This window comes from Streptomyces sp. NPDC058284, assembly GCF_042881135.1.
Taxonomy (GTDB): Bacteria; Actinomycetota; Actinomycetes; order Streptomycetales; family Streptomycetaceae; genus Streptomyces.
Genome location: NZ_JBHVYE010000006.1, coordinates 245,567 through 264,241 on the forward strand (window position 1 = coordinate 245,567; position 18,675 = coordinate 264,241).

13 protein-coding genes are annotated in these 18,675 nt (G+C 73.4%); 8 read left to right on the plus strand and 5 right to left on the minus strand.

Annotated features, from left to right (window positions below; genetic code table 11):
* The first annotated feature begins 16 nt into the window (after positions 1–16).
* The 5 genes from ACFVYR_RS11780 (at position 17) to ACFVYR_RS11800 (ending at position 9,835) form a co-directional block, all read left to right on the plus strand.
* On the plus strand, positions 17–6,304 hold the full coding sequence (locus tag ACFVYR_RS11780) for a type I polyketide synthase (protein ID WP_384254712.1): 6,288 nt from the start codon (positions 17–19) through the stop codon (positions 6,302–6,304).
* Between the two features lie 28 nt (positions 6,305–6,332).
* On the plus strand, positions 6,333–7,226 hold the full coding sequence (locus ACFVYR_RS11785; RefSeq protein WP_384254714.1) for a 3-hydroxyacyl-CoA dehydrogenase family protein: 894 nt from the start codon (positions 6,333–6,335) through the stop codon (positions 7,224–7,226).
* Entirely contained in the window at positions 7,226–7,498 is a 273-nt protein-coding gene (locus ACFVYR_RS11790) for an acyl carrier protein (protein WP_384254717.1), read from the plus strand. Before ACFVYR_RS11785 ends, ACFVYR_RS11790 begins: the two co-directional genes overlap by 1 nt.
* Positions 7,499–7,571: 73 nt before the next feature.
* The gene (locus ACFVYR_RS11795) at positions 7,572–8,696 is read left to right on the plus strand and encodes an acyl-CoA dehydrogenase family protein (protein ID WP_384254885.1); all 1,125 of its coding nucleotides are present in this window, start codon (positions 7,572–7,574) and stop codon (positions 8,694–8,696) included.
* 89 nt (positions 8,697–8,785) lie between these two features.
* Positions 8,786–9,835: an HAD-IIIC family phosphatase gene (locus ACFVYR_RS11800; protein ID WP_384254888.1), complete on the plus strand. Its 1,050-nt coding sequence runs from the start codon at positions 8,786–8,788 to the stop codon at positions 9,833–9,835.
* Between the two features lie 77 nt (positions 9,836–9,912).
* Here ACFVYR_RS11800 and ACFVYR_RS11805 read toward each other — a convergent pair whose 3' ends face one another.
* Positions 9,913–10,575 (minus strand): O-methyltransferase, encoded by a 663-nt coding sequence (locus tag ACFVYR_RS11805; RefSeq protein ID WP_384254719.1) that lies wholly within the window; start codon positions 10,573–10,575, stop codon positions 9,913–9,915.
* Positions 10,576–10,989: 414 nt separating this feature from the next.
* Between ACFVYR_RS11805 and ACFVYR_RS11810 the strand changes: the two genes are divergently transcribed.
* From ACFVYR_RS11810 to ACFVYR_RS11820, 3 genes are all read left to right on the plus strand, one after another.
* Entirely contained in the window at positions 10,990–11,505 is a 516-nt protein-coding gene (locus ACFVYR_RS11810; RefSeq protein ID WP_384254722.1) for an EF-hand domain-containing protein, read from the plus strand.
* Positions 11,506–11,852: 347 nt separating this feature from the next.
* Entirely contained in the window at positions 11,853–13,355 is a 1,503-nt protein-coding gene (locus ACFVYR_RS11815; protein WP_384254724.1) for an FUSC family protein, read from the plus strand.
* Between the two features lie 174 nt (positions 13,356–13,529).
* The gene (locus ACFVYR_RS11820; RefSeq protein ID WP_384254725.1) at positions 13,530–14,615 is read left to right on the plus strand and encodes a lactonase family protein; all 1,086 of its coding nucleotides are present in this window, start codon (positions 13,530–13,532) and stop codon (positions 14,613–14,615) included.
* 85 nt (positions 14,616–14,700) lie between these two features.
* On the opposite strand, the gene ACFVYR_RS11825 is transcribed toward ACFVYR_RS11820, so the two are convergent.
* The 4 genes from ACFVYR_RS11825 to ACFVYR_RS11840 form a co-directional block, all read right to left on the minus strand.
* Entirely contained in the window at positions 14,701–15,654 is a 954-nt protein-coding gene (locus ACFVYR_RS11825; RefSeq protein ID WP_384254727.1) for a sirohydrochlorin chelatase, read from the minus strand.
* A gap of 95 nt (positions 15,655–15,749) precedes the next feature.
* Positions 15,750–16,826, minus strand: coding sequence for an N-acetylglucosamine kinase (locus tag ACFVYR_RS11830; protein WP_384254730.1), 1,077 nt, complete (start codon positions 16,824–16,826; stop codon positions 15,750–15,752).
* Positions 16,823–17,500: a uracil-DNA glycosylase gene (locus ACFVYR_RS11835; protein ID WP_384254732.1), complete on the minus strand. Its 678-nt coding sequence runs from the start codon at positions 17,498–17,500 to the stop codon at positions 16,823–16,825. Before ACFVYR_RS11835 ends, ACFVYR_RS11830 begins: the two co-directional genes overlap by 4 nt.
* A 33-nt stretch (positions 17,501–17,533) precedes the next feature.
* Positions 17,534–18,619, minus strand: coding sequence for a WD40/YVTN/BNR-like repeat-containing protein (locus ACFVYR_RS11840; RefSeq protein ID WP_384254734.1), 1,086 nt, complete (start codon positions 18,617–18,619; stop codon positions 17,534–17,536).
* Between the last annotated feature and the right edge of the window lie 56 nt (positions 18,620–18,675).

Consider the following 18,675-nt stretch of genomic DNA (forward strand, 5'->3'; position numbering starts at 1 on the left):
GGACGAAAGGAAGAACATGTCCACGGACCAGGACCAGGTGGTCGAGGCACTGAGGGCCTCCCTCCTCGACAACCAGCGCCTGCGCCAGGAGATCAGCAGACTCACCGACGAGGCGGACGGGACGGACGGGGCGGACGGGGCGGGCGGTGCCCGCGAGCCGGTCGCCGTCGTGGCGATGAGCTGCCGTTTCCCCGGTGGCGTCGACTCCCCCGAAGACCTGTGGGAACTGCTCGTCAAGGAGCGGGACGCCGTCACCGGCTTCCCCGCCGACCGGGGATGGGACCTCGACGGCGTCTTCGACGACGACCCGGACGCTCCGGGCACCTCGTACACCCGCCAAGGCGGATTCCTCCACGACGCCTGCGCCTTCGACCCCGGCTTCTTCGGGATCTCGCCCCGCGAGGCCCTCGCCATGGACCCGCAGCAGCGCCTTCTCCTGGAGACCTCCTGGGAGGCGATCGAGCGCGCGGGCATCGACCCCCGCACGCTCAAGGGCAGCCGCACCGGCGTCTACGCGGGCGTCATCTACAGCGAGTACGGCTCCCGCCTCACCCGCGTACCCGAGGAACTCGAGGGCTTCCTCGGCACCGGCTCCATCGCCAGCGTCGCCTCGGGGCGCGTCGCCTACACCCTCGGCCTCCAGGGCCCCGCGGTCACCCTGGACACCGCCTGCTCCTCCTCGCTCGTCGCCCTCCACCTGGCCTGCCAGGCCCTGCGGGCGGGCGACGCCACCCTGGCCCTCGCGGGCGGCGTGACCGTGATGGCGACGCCCGGCTTCTACGTCGGGTTCAGCAGGCAGCGCGGCCTGGCACCGGACGGCCGCTGCAAGTCCTTCTCCGCCGCCGCCGACGGCGCGGGCTTCGGCGAAGGCGCCGGCATGGTCCTCCTGGAGCGCCTGTCGGACGCCCACCGCCACGCCCACCCGGTCCTCGCCGTCATCCGCGGCTCCGCCGTCAACCAGGACGGCGCGAGCAACGGCCTGACCGCGCCGAACGGCCCCGCCCAGGAACGCGTCATGCGCCAGGCACTGGACAGCGCCGGGCTGGCCCCGGCCGAGGTCGACGCCGTCGAGGCGCACGGCACAGGGACCGTACTCGGCGACCCCATCGAGGCGCAGGCGCTGCTCGCCACGTACGGGCAACGGCGGCCCGCAGAGCGGCCGTTGTGGGTCGGCTCCCTCAAGTCGAACCTCACGCACACCCAGGCCGCCGCCGGAGTCGGCGGCGTCATCAAGACGGTCCTCGCGCTCCGCCACGGCCTGCTGCCGCGCACCCTGCACATCGACCGACCCACCCCGCAGGTCGACTGGACCGAAGGCGCCGTCCGGCTGCTCACCGCCGCGACGCCGTGGCCCGCCACGGGCCGCCCGCGCCGCGCCGGGGTCTCCTCCTTCGGGGCCAGCGGCACCAACGCCCACGTCATCCTGGAGCAGGCCCCCGAGGAGCGGGAACCGGCGGGTGAGCAGGGGGAGTACGAAGGACCCGTCGCCTGGCCGCTGTCCGCCAAGGGCACGACGGCGTTACGCGGCCAGGCCGCCGCCCTGCACGCCCACGTCCTGGCCGACCCGGGACTGCGCCCCGCCGACATCGGCCTCTCCCTGGCCACCGGCCGCTCCCGGTTCACCGACCGCGCCGTCGTCGTGGGCTCCGACCGCGCCCGACTGCTCGACGGCCTCGGCGCATTGGCGCGCGGCGAACTCCTCGCCGAAGGCGCCACCGGCACCGCCCCGCGCGGCGGACGCAAAGCCGTCTTCGTCTTTCCCGGGCTCGGCGCGCAGTGGCCCGGCATGGCGAGCGGACTCCTCGACGCCTCACCGGTGTTCGCCGCCCGCATGGCCGACTGCGAGCGGGCCTTCGCCCCGTACCTCGACTGGTCGCCGAGCGCGGCGCTGCGCGGTGATCCCGGCGCGCCGTCCCTCGACCGCGTGGAGGTCCTGCAGCCCGCGCTGTTCGCCGTGATGGTGTCCCTCGCGGCCGTGTGGCGCGCCCATGGCGTCGAGCCCGCGGCGGTCGTCGGCCACAGCCAGGGCGAGGTCGCCGCGGCGTGCGTCGCCGGAGCCCTCACCCTTCAGGACGCCGCCCGGGTCGCGGCCCTGCGCAGCCGCGCCCTGGCCGGGGTCACCGGCGGGGGCGGCATGGCCACCTTGATGATGTCGGGGCGGGAGGCCGAGCGGCTCCTGGCCGAGCGCGGGGGAGAAGTGTCGGTCGCGGCGGTCAACGGACCGCGCGTCGTGGTCGTCGCGGGCCCCTCCGCGGCCGTCCGCGATCTCGTCGCGGACCTGTCGGAGCAGGGGCTCATGGCCTGGAACATCCCGGTCGACTACGCCTCGCACTCCGGCGCCGTCGACACCGTGCGGGACGAACTGCACACCGCGCTCGCCGGTATCGAGCCGCGCACGCCCGACGTGCCGCTGCTCTCCGCCGTCGACGCCGACTGGCTGACCGCCGACGGCATCACCGCCGCCTACTGGTACCGCAACCTGCGCGAGCCCGTCCGCTTCCACGCGGCCGTGAACCGGCTGCTCGACGCGGGCCACCGCACCTTCGTCGAGGTCAGCCCGCACCCCACCCTCACCTACGGCATCGCGGACACGGCGGCCGACGCCGACGTGCACGACGTAGAGGTGATCGGCACCCTGCGCCGCGACGAGGGCGGCCCGCGGCGACTGCTGCTCGCCCTGGGCGAGGCGTACGCGGCGGGCCTTCCGGTCGACTGGCGGCCCGCGTACGAGGGAACCGGGGCCCGCCGCGTCGACCTGCCCACGTACGCGTTCCAGCGGCAGCGCTACTGGCTCGACGCGCCCGCCCCCGGCGGCGACCCGGCCACGACAGGACAGAGCGACCCCGGTCACCCCCTGCTCGGCGCCGCGGTCGATCTGCCGGACGGCGGCACCCTCTTCACCGGGCGGCTCTCGACGGCCGCCCACCCGTGGCTCGCCGACCACGCCGTCTCCGGCACCGCCCTGCTGCCCGGCGTGGCCTTCCTGGAGATGGCGGCCCACGCCGGCGCCCGGCTCGGCTGCCCGCGGATCGAGGAGCTGACCCTCGCCGCCCCGCTGCCCCTGCCCGCCGCGGGCGAGGCCGCGGGCGTCCAACTGCGGCTCGGCGTGGGCCCGGTGGACGAGCGGGGGCGGCGCGCGGTCGCGTTCCACTCCCGGCCCGAGGACGCGCCGGGCCAGGAGTGGACCCAGCACGCGAGCGGCCACCTCGCACCCGGCACGGCGGAACACGCGGCGCCTGCCGCGCCCGCGGCCTGGCCGCCGGAGGGCGCCCGGCCGCTGAGCGTCGACGACCTGTACGGCGCGCTGGAGTCCCGGGGCGTCGAGTACGGCCCCGCCTTCCAGGGGCTGCGCGCCGCCTGGGGCCTCGGCGACGAGGTCTTCGCCGAAGTGAGCCTGCCCGACGGCGTGACGGACGCCTTCACCGTGCACCCCGCGCTGCTCGACGCGGCCCTCCAGACGGCGGGGCTGCGTACCACTGCCTCGGACGTCGGCGACGCCAGTGGCGGGGCATCGGGCGTGCCCCTGCCGTTCTCGTGGAGCCGCGTCACCCTCGGCTCGGGCTCGGGTTCGGGGCGTACGCTGCGAGTGTCCCTGCGCACCGACGGCACCGACGGCACCGACGACACGGACGCGGTGAGCGTGCGCATCACCGGTGAGGACGGTCGACTCGTCGCGGACATCGGGTCACTGACCTTGCGCATGGCCTCGTACGACGGACTGCGCGCCCTCGACCGCTCGCTGTACCGCGTGGACTGGATCCGGGCGGAGCAGCAGGCCGCCCCATCCGCCCACGGCCGCTGGGCGGTGCTCGGGGAAGCCGACGCCCGGCTGCTGCCGGCAGGGTTCCCCGCCACGCCCCTCACGGCCGACGCCGTCGACGCGGTCCTGCTGCCCTGCCCGCCGCCGACCGGACCCGACACGCCCGAGGCCGTGCACCGCGTCACCGCGACCGTCCTGGACCGCCTGCGCGCCTGGCTCGCGGACGCCACGTCACCCGCCGTCCCGCTGGTCGTCCTCACCCGAGGAGCGCCCGGACCCGGCACGCGACCCGCGCAAAACGTGTCCGGTGCGTCCGCCGCCGTCTGGGGGCTGCTGCGCTCGGCCCAGCTCGAACACCCCGGCCGGTTCGTCCTGCTGGACACCGACGACCCGGACGCGACGGCCGCGGCCCTGCCCGCCGTACTCGCCGCCGATGAGCCGCAACTCGCTCTGCGGGACGGTGTCCTGTACGCGCCCAGGCTCGTGCACGCGCCCAGGATCGAGCGCGAGCACAGGACCGAGCGCGCCCCCGGCTCCGTTCGCGCCGCGCCGCCCGCCGGGAGCGGCGAGGGGCCGTTCGACCCGGACGGCACCGTCCTGCTCACCGGCGGAGGCGGCGTCCTCGCGGGCATCCTCGCCCGCCACCTCGTCGCCCGGCACGGCGTACGCCACCTGCTGCTGCTCGGCCGCCGGGGAGCCGACAGCCCCGGCGTGGCCGAACTGACCGAGGAACTGAGGGAATCGGGCGCCGACGTGACCACTGCGGCCTGCGACATCGCGGACCGCGAGACCGTCGCCCACGTCCTGGCCGGGATACCGGCGAACCACCCGTTGCGCGCCGTCGTCCACACCGCGGGCGTCCTGGACGACGGCCTGCTGGAGGCGCAGACCGCCGAGCGGCTGCGCGCCGTGCTGCGGCCCAAGGTGGACGGGGCCCACCACCTGCACGCGCTCACCCGGGACGCGGGCCTGACGGCGTTCGTCGTCTACTCGTCGGCCGCCGGCGTCTTCGGCAGCCCCGGCCAGTCCACGTACGCCGCGGCCAACTCCGCACTCGACGCCCTCATGGCACAGCGGCACCACCTCGGCCTGCCCGCCACCTCACTGGCCTGGGGCCTGTGGGAGCAGCGCAGCGGCCTGACCGCCGGCCTCTCCGACACCGACCTGCGGCGCTTGGACCGCAGCGGCGTGCGCGGCCTTTCGGCGGGGGAGGGCATGGCGCTGTTCGACCGTGCGCTCGGCCTCGGCGAGCCACTCCTGGTACCCGTCCACCTCGATCTCGCCGCCTACCGGGCCCAAGGCGTGCCCCCGCTCCTGCGCTCCCTCGTCAAGACGCGGGCCGTATCCCGAACCGCGCCCGACAGCGAGCCCCTGCGCCGACGTCTGGCCACCGCCGACGAGGATGAGTACGCACAGATCCTCCTCGACCTCGTCCTGGGCGAGGCCGCCGACGTGCTCGGACACGCCACGCCCGAAGTCCTGGCCGCGGACGACGCGTTCCTCTCCGTCGGCTTCGACTCGCTGACCGCGGTCGAGCTGCGCAACCGGCTAGCCACCCGCACCGGCCTGCGGCTGCGCCCCACCACGGTCCTCGACAGCGGCACCCCCGCCCGCCTCGCCGGACTGCTGCGCACCGAACTGGCCACGGCGGCCGTGGACGACCCCGGGCCCGCGACCGGGCGGCCCACGACCACCGATCCCGTCGGCACCCTGTTCCGGCAGGCCTGCGACCTCGGCCGGGTCGACGACGGCATCGCCCTCCTCAAACACGCCGCCGCCCTGCGCCCCGACTTCCGCACCGGAAGCGAACTCATGGCCGCGGCGGCCAAGCCGGAGCTACTGCGGCTGTGCCGCGACGACAGCGCCCCGCAGCTGGTGTGCTTCGGCTCCGTCGTCGCGCTGGGCGGCGCGCACCAGTACGCGCGCTTCGCCGCCCGGTTCCGCGACCGGTACGGCGTCAGCGCCCTCGCGGCCCCCGGGTTCCTGCCGGGTGAACCCGTACCCGCCGAGATGTCCGCACTCCTGGACTTCCAGGCGCGCACCCTGCGCGAGGAACTCGGCGAGCGGCCCCTCGTCCTGACCGGCTCCTCCTCCGGCGGCACCCTCGCGCACGGCGTCGCGGCCCGCCTGGAGGAGCTGGGCGCGGGCCCGGCCGCCGTGGTGCTGCTCGACACCTACCTCTCGGACAACGAAGGGATGACCCAGTTCAACGACGTACTGATCGGCGGAATGTTCGCGCGCGAGGAGCGGGCCGCCCCCATGGACGGCACCCGCCTCACCGCCATGGGCCGCTACTTCCGCCTCCTGGACACCTGGACACCGCCCGAGGTGAAGGCGCCCACCCTCCTCGTCCGCGCCAGGGAACCGCTCGGCACACCGGATCCCGGCGCGGGCGACTGGCGCGCCACCTGGCCGACCGCCCGATGCGTCGTCGACGTGCCCGGCGACCACTTCTCCCTCATGGAGGAGCACGTCGGCACCACGGCCCGGGCTGTCGCCGACTGGCTCGACACCGTCCTCGCTCACTCGACCACCACCATCTGATGCCCCACCAGCACCTTAGGAGAGGCGCATGACGCGAGCGCCGCACACCGCCCCCGACCATCGAGCCGACACCGGCCCCCACCGGATCGCCGTCCTCGGCGCCGGGGTCATGGGGGCGGGCATCACCGCCCTCGCCCTCGGACACGGCGTACCGGTCCTGCTCGTCGACGTCGACGAGGAGCGACTCGGCCGGGCCCGGGACGACATCGACCGGGAGCTGCGCATGGCGCAGCTGATGGGCCGCCTCCCGGCCACCGCCGACACCGGAACCCTGACACTGGCCGCCACCGCCGAAGGCGTCGGCGACGTCACCGCCGTCGTCGAGGCCATCACCGAGGTCGCCGAACTCAAGGCCAAGGCGCTCGCCGACGTCTCGGCCCGGGTGCGCCCCGGCACCCCGCTGATCTCGAACACCTCGTCCATCCCCATCGACGAGCTCGCCGGATACGCGGAACGCGCCGAGGACGTCGTCGGCACGCACTTCATGAACCCGCCCTACCTGATCCCGACCGTCGAGGTCATCCGGGGCGCCCGGACCGGCGAGGAGACCATGACCGCCGTCGGCGCCCTGCTCACCGCCCTGGCCCGTGACCAGGTCGTCGTGCGCGACGCCCCCGGCTTCGTCACCAGCCGCGTCCTGCACCCGATGATCAACGACGCGGCCCGGGTCGTGCAGGAGGGCACCGCGACGGCCGAGGCGGTCGACGCCCTCATGGAGGGCTGCCTGGGCCATCCCACCGGCCCGCTGCGCACCGCCGACCTGATCGGCATCGACAACTTGGTGGACTCGCTGCGCGTTCTGTACCAGCACACCAAGGACGAGGGCTGCCGCCCCTGCGACCTGCTGCTCGACAAGGTCCGCCAGGGCGAACTCGGCCGCAAGACCGGCCGCGGATTCTACGCATACCAGGAGGAGAACTGATGAGCAGCTTCGACACCGAGGCCGTCGAGAAGGAGATCCTGCGCTTCCTGGAGGCGCGCACCAAGCGCTCCTGGGAGACCGACGCCGACCTCTTCGCCTCCGGCGGTCTCTCCTCGCTGTTCGCGATGGAGCTCGTCGTGCACCTGGAGAAGTCCTTCGGCGTCTCCGTACGCGGCGCCGATCTGCGGCTGGACAACTTCCGTACCGTGACGTCGATGACGGGGCTCGTGGAGCGGCTCCAGAAGGCGGCGGCCGGAGGAACCGGTGAGTGAGCGGCTGACGGCCGATGGACCCGCCCCGGCGCAGGCGACGGCTCTCGACGAGGCGACCGCCGCCGTCACGGCCCTGGTGGCCGGTGAGGCCGACGCCTGGGACCGCGCGGGGCTGCTCCCCGTCGGCCTGCTGCGCAAGCTCGGTGCCGCCGGGCGGCTGTGCCCGCAGGTGCCGCGGGCGTACGGCGGTTGGGGCCTGTCCAGCGCGGCCGACGGCGCGTTCACCGCGCACGTGGGCAGCCTCTGCAGTTCGGTGCGGTCCGTGCTGACCTCGCAGGGCATGGCCGCGTGGACCATCGAGCGCTTCGGCACCGCCGAGCAGCGCGCGGCGTTCCTGCCCCGGCTCACCGGCGGCGACCTGGCGGCGGCCGGCTTCAGCGAACGCGGTGCGGGCAGCGACCTGTCCGCCATGACGACCCGGGTGCGCCGCGACGGCGACGAGGTCGTCCTCGACGGACACAAGGTCTGGGTGACCGCCGCGCACTACGCCGACCTGCTCGTCCTGTTCGGCAAGTACGAGGACGGCGACGGTGCGGGGAAGGGTGAGGGCGACAGCGGGGCGGGCGCGGGAAGCGGGGACGAGGCGGTGGCCGTCGTCGTTCCCGCCGACACCCCCGGCGTCCGCGTCACGCGCGTCGCCGACCCGCTCGGCTGCCGGGCGGCCGGGCACGCCGACATCGCCCTCGACGCGGTGCGGGTCCCGGTCGCGCATGTGCTCGGCGGCTCGTCGCTGCCCTTGCCGCTGCTGGTCACCACCGCCCTCGCCTACGGTCGCATGTCCGTGGCCTGGGGGTGCGTCGGCATTCTGCGCGGCTGCCTGACGGCCACCGCCCGGCACGCCGCCACGCGCGAGCAGTTCGGTGTCGTGCTTGGCGAGCACCAGCTCGTCGCCCGCCATCTCGCGGAGCTCTTCGTCGCCGAGCAGAGCGCCACCCGGGCCTGCGAGCACGCCTCGCGCTGCTGGGACGAAGGGGCACCGGAGCAGGTCGTGGCCACCGTCCTTGCCAAGCACATCAGCGCGGGCAACGCGGCCCGCGGCGCGGCCACCGCCGTGCAGGTCATGGCTTCGGCCGGAGCACGCGACGGGCACGTGGTGGCCCGCGCCCACCGCGACGCCAAGCTGATGGAAATCATCGAAGGCAGCAACGAGATGTGCCAGTTGATGCTGGCGCGACACGTCCTCGGCAGCAGTGTGTGAAGGGAATCGGAGTGACGACAACCGGAGCGAACCCGCCCACCGCGCCGACAGCGCCGATATCGCCGACAGCGCCCGCATCGACGCCCGTACTGAAGTGCCTGGTCTGGGACCTCGACAACACCCTCTGGCAGGGGACCCTCCTGGAAGACGACGAGGTGACGCTGTCCGACGCGATACGCGAGGTCGTCGTGGAGCTGGACTCCCGCGGCATCCTCCAGTCCGTCGCCAGCAAGAACGACCACGACACGGCCTGGGCCCGCCTGGAGAAGCTCGGCATCGCCGAGTACTTCGTGCTGCCGCGGATCGGCTGGGGGCCCAAGTCGGACTCCGTACGCCGCATCGCCGACACCTTGGGTTTCGCTCTGACCACCGTCGGCTTCATCGACGACCAGCCCGCCGAACGCGCCGAGGTCACCCACCACCTGCCCGAGGTCCGCTGCTACGAGGCCGAGGCCGCTGAACGCCTGCTGGGCCGACCGGAGTTCACCCCGCCCTTTCAGACGGTCGACTCCCGGCGGCGGCGCCAGATGTACCAGGCGGGCTTCCGGCGCGAGGCCGCCCGGGACGAGGCGACCGGTCCCGACGAGGACTTCCTGCGCTCCCTGGAACTGGACATGCGCATCGGCCGCGCCACCGACGAGGAGCTGTCGCGCGTCGAGGAACTCACCCTGCGCACCAGCCAGATGAACGCCACCGGAGTGCACTACTCCGATGCCGACCTGCGCGGGCTCCTCACCGATCCCGGCCACGAGGTCCTGGTGGTCACGCTCACGGACCGGTTCGGCCCGCACGGCGCGGTCGGCGTACTGCTTCTGGAGCGCCGCCCGCAGGCCTGGCACCTCAAGCTCCTGGCCACCTCGTGCCGCGTGGTGTCGTTCGGCGCGGGCGCGACCATCCTCAACTGGCTCATCGCCGAGGCGGCCCGCGCGGGCACCCATCTGGTGGCCGACTTCAGGCCGACCGACCGCAACCGCATGATGGAGATCGCCTACCGCTTCGCGGGGTTCACGGACGGCGACCCGTGCTCCTGCGTCGCCACCCTGCCGCGGGCGGCGGACGACCTCCAGCGCCTGCATCTGCGGCCCGCGCCACGTCCGGCGTCCACGACGATCAAGGTCACCGCGGTGGAACTGTCCTGAGCGACGGCGGCGGGAGCGAGCCGCCGGGGGCGGCCCCGGTAGGAGTGCCACACCGACCGGGGCCGCCCCCACCCGACTCAGCGCTTACGGGCCAGAGTGATGCCGTCCGCCATCGGAAGCAGGGAGATGTCAACGCGCTCGTCCGTGGCGAGCGCCGAATTGAGCTCTCGAATGGCCACGGTGTCGGCGTCGTCGAATTCCGGGTCCGCGACGCGTCCGAAGAAGAGCGTATTGTCGATGACCAGAAGTCCGCCGCTCCTGGTGAGGGCGAGCGACTTCTCAAAATACGCGCGGTAGTTGGTTTTGTCGGCGTCGATGAATACGAGGTCGAACGCGCCGGTGCCCCGCTCGGCGAGGAGCTCGTCCAGGGTGTCCTTCGCGTCCCCGACGCGCAGCTCGATACGGTCGTCGACGCCGTCCCGCTTCCAGTACGCGGCGCCGATATCGGGCCACCGGTCGGTGACGTCGCAGGTCACGACCTTGCCGTCGGCGGGCAGCGCACGGGCCATGCACAGCGTGCTGTATCCGGTGAAGGTGCCGAGCTCCAGCACGGAGCGGGCTCCGGTGAGCCGGACGAGCAGGGCGAGCAACTGCCCTTCCTCCGCCATCACCTGCATGGTCGTACCGCCGGGCAGCTGCGCCGTTTCCTCCCGCAGTCCTCTCAGGATCTCGTCGTCGCGAAGGGATACGTCCCTGACGTAGGCGAGGAGGTTTTCGGCGGCGTCGATCTGATGGGCCATAGAGGCGATGCCCTTCTCTTGACTGTGTGCTGAATCCCGGCTGCTGTGCGCTGAATGGAAGTCCCTTGCCGACCGTAACAGCGGATACCGCGACGTGCCTCCGAAATGGGCGAATCCAAAGGGCAGTTGACCGAAAATCCGTGCCCGCGACGCCCTCGCCTCCTGCCGCCCTCGAACGCCACGGCCCTCACTCCTGCGCGTCCGGGGTAGTCGTGGGGCTCCAGATGCACAATTTCCGTGAACGATGGATAGCGTGCCAGGCAATTTCGAATGTCAAGTCGCCGACGGCCGCGCCGAGTCACCTGATTCAGCCATCGTCATATGCACCCGACCTGACCATTGAACACTCTTTACCGAGGTGTCTACTATTCAGCGAAATGATCGCCGGAACTGGTGGAGAGGTGGGTACGGAAAGTGAGTATCGAACAAACCGAGAGCCAACGCAGCAGGGTGAGCAAGGCATTCGATCTGATGGACCTCGACGGTAGTGGCGAGCTGGGCATCGAGGACATCGAGTCGCTGGCCGAGCAGTTGACCGGCCGGTTCGGTTTCGCTACCGGCTCCCAGCAGCACGAAGACTTCCGGCAGGCGAGCACCCGGCTGTGGCAGGGCGTGCTCTCCGACATCGGCCTGAGCGCCGGCGACAAGATCAGCCGCAAGGAGTACGTCGACTTCTACGCCGACGCCGAGCCGGCAACGGTCCAGCGCACCTTGGCTCCGTTCACCGAGCAGCTCTTCAAGCTGTTCGACGCCGACGGCGACGGCAAGGTCTCGAAGAGCGAGTTCGAGCGTTACCACCGCGCGTGGGGTGTTCCCCAGGAACGGATCCAGGGCACGTTCGAGCAACTGGACACGGACGGCAGCGGCGACCTGTCGAAGGAGGAGCTCCACAAGTACCTCAGTGGGTTCATTTTCGGAGACTTCCGGTAACACCTCACCGGAAACAGTTCGGCCCGAAATCAGACCTTCCCCGGTCGGGCGCTGACGTGCGGCGGCCGACCGGGGAAGTTTGCGTGTGGCATGAAATCTCACGTGCCGGGGACGAGAAATGCGTATTGGTCCCTGCCGAGCAGCGGTGGGCCGCCCACCCCTTGGCCAGTTGGCCAGCCATGCCTCGCATCCGCAGCCCGGGAGTGAGCCATTGGCCCAGTCACGGCTGCACCGGTTGAGCCAATGGCGGTTCGATGATGTGATGTCCTGGTCGATGGCGCTGCGGATCTCCGCGGCGCCTTTTTCATGTGGACAGAACGAGTCGGAGCGAAAGGGGCGGGGAAGCCGTGCTGAAGAGGGTGTTCGTGGCGCCGGATCCGGGACGTGCGAGGCTGCGCTTCGCCGCACGTGCCGTCCTCGGCATCACGCTTGCCGTGGCCGTGTGCGGTGCCGCAGGGCACTCGCTCGCCGCAGCGATCACCGGAGGGCTCGCCGCCCTCCTCGCCCTGTTCACCGTCTCCGACGCGAGCGTGCGGGGGCAGGCGGTCACCACCGCGCTGCTGCCCGCCGTCGGATTCCCCGTGCTTGCCCTCGCCGCCGGGTTGCACGACTACCCCGTGGCGCGGGACATCGCCTTCCTGGCCGTCATGGGGGCGGGCGTGTACGCGCGGCGGTGGGGGCCGCGCGGGCACTCGCTCGGCGTGTTCGCGTTCATGACCTTCTTCACCGCGCAGTTCCTCCACGCGGAGCCGGCGCAGCTGCCCCAGCTCTGGGCCGCGGTCCTGCTGTCCCTGGTCGCCTCCTCGGCGGTGCGCTTCGGGGCGTGGTGCTACGAGCGCCGGCTGCCGCCCGCCGTGGTCCCCGCTGCGCCGGGCGGCAGGGGGCTGGCCCGAGCCACCACCCGGCAGTCGATCCAGGCCGTGGCAGGCGGCGCCTTCGCGCTCGCCATGGGGCAGGCCCTGTCCGGCGAGCGCTGGTACTGGGCCGTAGGGGCCACCTGGTGGGTCTTCGTGAACACCACCTCGCGGGGCGAGACGCTGGTCCGGGGATTTCGCCGGGTGCTCGGCACCGTCCTCGGCATCGCCGCGGGACTCGTCCTCGTGGTGCCGCTGGACGGGGCTCCCGTCCCCAGTGCCTTGCTGATAGCGGTCAGCGTCTTCGGAATCTTCTACACGGCCGCTGTCTCGTACTCGTGGATGATGCTCTCGGTGACGGTGCTCGCGGGATCCCTCTACGGACTCCTCGGAGTACTGGACACGAGCCTGCTCGGGCTGCGGCTCGCGGAGACCGGCGTGGGGGCGCTGGGCGCGGCACTCGCGGTGCTGCTCATCCTGCCCATCACGACCCATGCGACGACCGAGGCCTGGATCGAGCGCGCGCTGCGCTGCGTGCACGCCTGCACGGCGGAGGCCGCCGCCCGGCTGGGGGGCTCGGCGTCCGCCGACCCCACCCCGGTGATCGCCGAACTCGAGGCGCTGCTGGGCCGGGTCCGGCTTTCCCTGGCCCCGCTCGTGCACCCCTTCAGCCCGTTGCGGGCCCGAAAGGGACGGGCGCTGCAGGTGCTCGCCCTGCTCGACGACTGCGCTCGCGAGGTCCGCGGTCTCGCGGCCATAGCGGATGACCCCGAGGCGTCCCACGACGACCGCCTCGCCGCGGCGTGCTGGCGCGTCGAGGCGGCGGTCGAGGCCCTGACGACACCAGGGGCGAGCGCGGGGCCGACGGCCGGCGACCTGGCGCACGCAGCCGTGGCCGAGCCCGCGCTCGCTCACCTGCACAGCCTGGAAAGAGCGCTTGTCGACCTCGCGACGCCGTTGCAGCGGGCGGGCTCCACGCCGCTGACCGGCCGCTGAGCCGCCGAGCGTCGCCCCTCCGGCCCGTCTCAGTACCCCATCCCGCCACCCCGCCCGTACGCGAACTCGACGGTTCGACCGACGTGCGTCGACCTCCTGGTCTAGACCGGCTGCTAGCGTCGGCCGCACGAAGGGCGGCGCGGACGCGGCGCTCCGGGCGAGAGGGGACGGACAGTGGTCGTCGGCAGGCAGGCGGGACGGGGCTCGGGGCGAGCGTCGGGACGTACATCGGGGCGGGCGTACATCGGAGGTTTCACCGCGGCCGGAGGGCACGGTGTCCTCACCGCGGACGTCGATCCGGACACCGGCGCGCTGACCCTCGTCGGCGCCACGGACGCGGTCGCGGACCCCTCCTACCTCGCGCTCTCTCCCGACGGGGAGACGCTCTACGCGGTCAGTGAGACGCCCGACGGCGCCGTCGCCGCGTTCCGGACCGCGGGGGGCAGGGCCGTGCTCACGGGCCCGCCCGTCCCGGTCGGCTCCGCGCCCACGCACCTCGCTCTGCACGACGGCCACGTACTCACCGCGAACTACCGCTCGGGCAGCGTCACGGCCGTACCGCTGCGCGCCGACGGCACCCTCGCGCCCGCGCCGTCGAGCGAGCTGCGGCACACCGGCTCAGGCCCGCACCCGCAGCGCCAGCAGGCCCCGCACGCCCATCAGGTCCTCGCCGACCCGAGCGGGCGCTGGGCGGTCAGCGTCGACCTCGGCACGGACTCCGTGCGGGTCTGCGCGCTCCGGGACGGCGAGCTGTCCCTGCACCGCGAGGTCGCGCTGCGCCCGGGTTCCGGCCCGCGGCACCTCGTCTTCCACCCGCGCGGCGATCGCGCGTACGTCCTGAACGAGCTCAGCCCCACCCTCACCGTCTGCTCCTGGGACGCGGTGGACGGCGGGCTCAAGCCCCTCGGTGAGCTGTCGATCCTCGTGGACGCCCCGGACGGCGACACCTACCCCTCGGAGGTCGTCGTCGCGCCCGACGGGCGGTTCCTGTGGACCGCCACGCGCGGGCCGGACGTCATCTCGGTCATCGCCCTGGACGAGGCGGGCGACACGCCACGGCTGGCGGCCACCGTGCCGTGCGGCGGCCACTGGCCGCGCGACCTCGCCATCGACCCGGCCGGGCGGCACCTGTACGCGGCCAATGAGCGCTCCGGGGACGTCACCTGGTTCACCATCGACCAGGAGACGGGCCTGCCGAAGCGGACGGGCTCCGTCGAGGCGCCGGCGGCCTCCTGCGTGATCTTCGGCCGGGCGACGTGACGTGATCCCCTGGTGAATACGGCGACGGGCCCGCCCCCACATCGGGGCGGGCCCGTCGTCATACGGTCCGAATACGGTCCGAGTGTCAGTGCACCGGCGTGCCCGAAGGCTGCTGCGGCGTGATGCCGAGCGCCGTCGTGTACTTGGCCAGCGCCAGCTTGCCGATCGCCGGGTAGGGGCCGAGCGGCTCGGCGACGGAGCAGCCCGCCTCCTTCGCGGCGGCGTCGAGCAGGGCGGAGTCGAGCTCGGGGCCGATCAGGTACGGCGCGAGGGCCAGCTGGGCCGAGCCGGAGCCGCGCAGCTCGTCGGCGGTCGCCGCGATGGCGCCCTCCTCGTCGAGCGCGGCGGCCATCACGGGCACCGCGAGGCGCGCGGCGAGCAGCATGCCGGTGATCCCGGCGGCCTGCACGGCCTCCTCGCCGCCGACCGTGGCCAGCACGATGCCGTCCGCGGCGGTCGCCACGGTGAACAGGCGGGCGCGGTCGGCGCGGGCGAGCCCGGCCTCCGAGAGGCGCACGTGCAGCGCCTCGGCGAGCAGCGGGTGCGGACCGAGCACATCGGTCAGCTCGGCGGCGGCACCGCTGTCCATGACGGCCTGCCGGAAGCGCCGCATCAGCGTGGCGTCGGGGCCCGCGAGCAGCGGCACGACCACGGCGACGGGGCCCTCGGCCTGCGCGGCCTCGGCCACCTCGGGGTCGGCGGCACGCGCCCGCTCGGCGCGGGCGGCACGCTCCGCGGACGCGCGCGCGAGCACGGACTGCAGCGAGGGAAACTCGGGGAAGGGCGTGACGGTGGCGTCCTCCGTACCGTCGAGGTAACCGATTCTGGCGTCGAGACCGGGCAGCTCGGAGCGGGCGATGCTCACGACTTCCTCGGCGAGGCCGCGCGTGGTGGTGCTGGGGGCGCCCGGCACGGCGAGAACAAGTGCGGGCGCGCCTTCAGGAGCCGCGACGGGCTCCGGACGGCGGTGCCGGCCCGGCTGACGGGGGCGCGGCATTCGTACAGGCAGGCCGGATGCGGGCCCAGTGGAGGAGCTCATGCGCCCGCATGCTACTGGCTTGCGAGCCCTCGCTGTTCGGGGAGGGTGCAGGTGGGCGGTATAAGTCCGTTTTTGTCTGATGAATTACGCAGAGGTCAACTCTCGCCTCGTCCGTGAAGGCTGTCGCCCCCTCCGTGAGGGCTGTCATCCTCCCCGTGGCTGTCCTCCTGTCCGTGGACGGAGAGCATGCGCGCGTCGTGCGGCAGGCGCAGTCGGCCGACGGCAATGTCGACCGCGATGCGCAACGCTCCGTCCAGCGGGTCACCGGCCGCGGGAACCCGCCTCGCGCGCGGCAGTTGATCCGCGAGTTCTTCGCGCAGGGGCGCGAGCAACGGCTCGCCCACGTTGAACAGGCCGCCGGTGAGGGCGACTTCGCACTCCTCGGTGCCGGGGCGGACGGCGGCCGCGGCCTCGGCGATGTGGCGGGCCGCGGCCCGCAGGATGCCGTCCGCCACCGGATCGTCCGCCGCGCAGCCGGCCACGTCGGGCGCGAAGGAGGCGAGGACCGCGGGCCGGTCCGCGCGCGGGTAGAGCAGGCCGGGCAGACCCGGCAGTGGGCCGAACCTCTCCCGCGCGCGCGTGAGCAGTGCTCTCGAACCGCCGCGCCTGCCGTCGTGCGCCCGCATCGCCGCTTCGAGTCCCGCGCGGCCGATCCAGGCGCCGCCGCCGCAGTCGCCGAGCAGGTGGCCCCAGCCGTCGGCGCGGTGCCAGGCGGCCAGGTCCGTGCCGATCGCGATCATTCCGGTGCCCGCGGCGACGACCACCCCGGGGCGGTCGCCGAGCGCGCCCGCGTACGCGGTCACGGCGTCCGCGGCGAGCGCCGTGCGCCGTACGCCAAGGGCCCGGCCGAGGGCGGTGGGCAGCTCGGCGCGGAGGTCGTCGCCGAGGGTCGCGAGGCCCGCCGCGCCGACGCAGACCGTCGTGATGTGTCCGCCGCCCGCCTGCTCCAGCAGGGCCCGCGCCATGGGCAGGAGCTGGTCGAGGAAGTGGGCGGCGTCGATGCCCCGGGGCTCCGTGCGTACCGGCTCGGCCGAACCGGCGCGCACCGGTTCGGCTCCGCGCGGCTCCTGCGGCTTTTCCGGTCCCCGCGACCCGTCCGGCACGTGCCGCAGCGCGGCCCGCAGGCCGGACCCGCCCGAATCGACGCCGAGCACCCACTGACCGGGCGTCACGGCAGCCGCCAGTCCACCGGCTTCGCCCCCTGCTTGACCAGCAGGTCGTTGGCCCGGCTGAAGGGGCGCGAGCCGAAGAAGCCGCGGTCGGCCGACATCGGTGACGGGTGCGCGGACTCCACCGAGGGCAACTGGCCGAGGAGCGGGCGCAGATTGCGGGCGTCGCGCCCCCACAGGATCGACACCAGCGGCTTTCCGCGCGCGGCCAGCGCCCGGATGGCCTGCTCGGTGACCTCTTCCCAGCCCTTGCCGCGATGCGCGGCGGGCTTGCGCGGGGCGGTGGTGAGCGCCCTGTTGAGCAGCAGGACGCCCTGCTCGGTCCAGGGCGTGAGGTCGCCGCTCGACGGCGGGGGCAGCCCCAGGTCGTTGCTCATCTCGCGGTAGATGTTGATGAGGCTGCCGGGCAGCGGTCGCACTTCGGGGGCGACCGAGAACGACAGGCCCACCGCGTGACCTGGTGTGGGGTAGGGGTCCTGGCCGACGACCAGGACGCGGACGTCGTCGAAGGGCTGCTGGAAGGCGCGCAGGACGTGCTGCCCCGAGGGGAGGTAGGTGCGTCCCGCGGCGATCTCCGCGCGCAGGAAGTCCCCCATCGAGGCGATCCGTTCGGCCACCGGCTCCAGGGCCTTCGCCCAGCCCGGTTCGACGATTTCATGCAAGGGTCGTGGTGCCACGGCGTCACCCTACTGCCGTAACGGCGGGGTCGATCAACCGATGGCCGCGGCCCGTACGCAGAGCACGTCCGGCAGGTGCGAGGCGAGCAGCCGCCAGCTGTCGCCGTCGTCCGCCGACGCGTACACCTCGCCGTTGCGGTTGCCGAAGTAGATGCCCGCCGGATCGCAGTCGTCGCTCGCCATCGCGTCGCGCAGCACCGTGCCGTAGTGGTCCTCCTCGGGCAGTCCGGCGCTCAACGGCTCCCAGCTCCGGCCCGCGTCACCCGTGCGGTAGACCCGGCACCGGTGGTCGGCCGGGACACGGTCGCTGTCCGCGGTGATCGGGAAGACGTACGCCGTGCCGCCGCGGTGCGGATGTGCGACGGCCGCGAAGCCGAACGTGGACGGCAGGCCCGCACCGATGTCCGTCCAGTGCGCGCCCGCGTCGTCGCTTCGGTACACACCCCAGTGGTTCTGCAGGTACAGCCGGTCGGGGTCGGCCGAGTCCCGTGCGACCTTGTGCACGCACTGGCCGAACTCGGGGTCGGGCTCCGGCAGGAACACCGCCGAGACGCCCCTGTTCGCCGGGGACCAGCTCGCGCCGCCGTCCAGCGTGCGGAACACCCCGGCCGCCGACACCGCGACCGTCACCGCGCGTGCGTCGCGGGCGTCGGTGAGCACGGTGTGCATGCCCTCCCCGCCGCCGCCCGGCACCCACTTGGAGCGGGTGGGGTGCTCCCAGAGGGGGCGGACGAGCGAGAAGGACTCGCCGCGGTCCTCCGAGCGGTACAGCGCCGCGGGCTCCGTGCCCGCGTACACCACGTCGGGCTCGGCGGCCGACGGGTGCAGCTGCCACACCCGCTCCAGCGACGCCCCGGTGTCCTTGGGGAACCGCACCGCGGGCTTCGCGGGCTCCGTCCAGCTCCGTCCGAGATCGTCGGAGTGGAACACGGAGGGCCCCCAGTGCGCGCTGTCACCGCCGGCCAGCAGGCGGGGGGTGGGGCCGCGGGTGTCGATCGCGACGGAGTACACGGCTTGCGCGTTGAAGTACGGGCTGTCGTCGAACTCCCAGGCGCCACCCCGCCTGCGTCCGATGAAAAGGCCCTTGCGGGTGCCTACGGTCAGGATGATGTCGGCCATGCCGACCACCTCCGGGACGTCGTTGTCTCAGGTAGCGGCCAGTCTGCACCCCACCA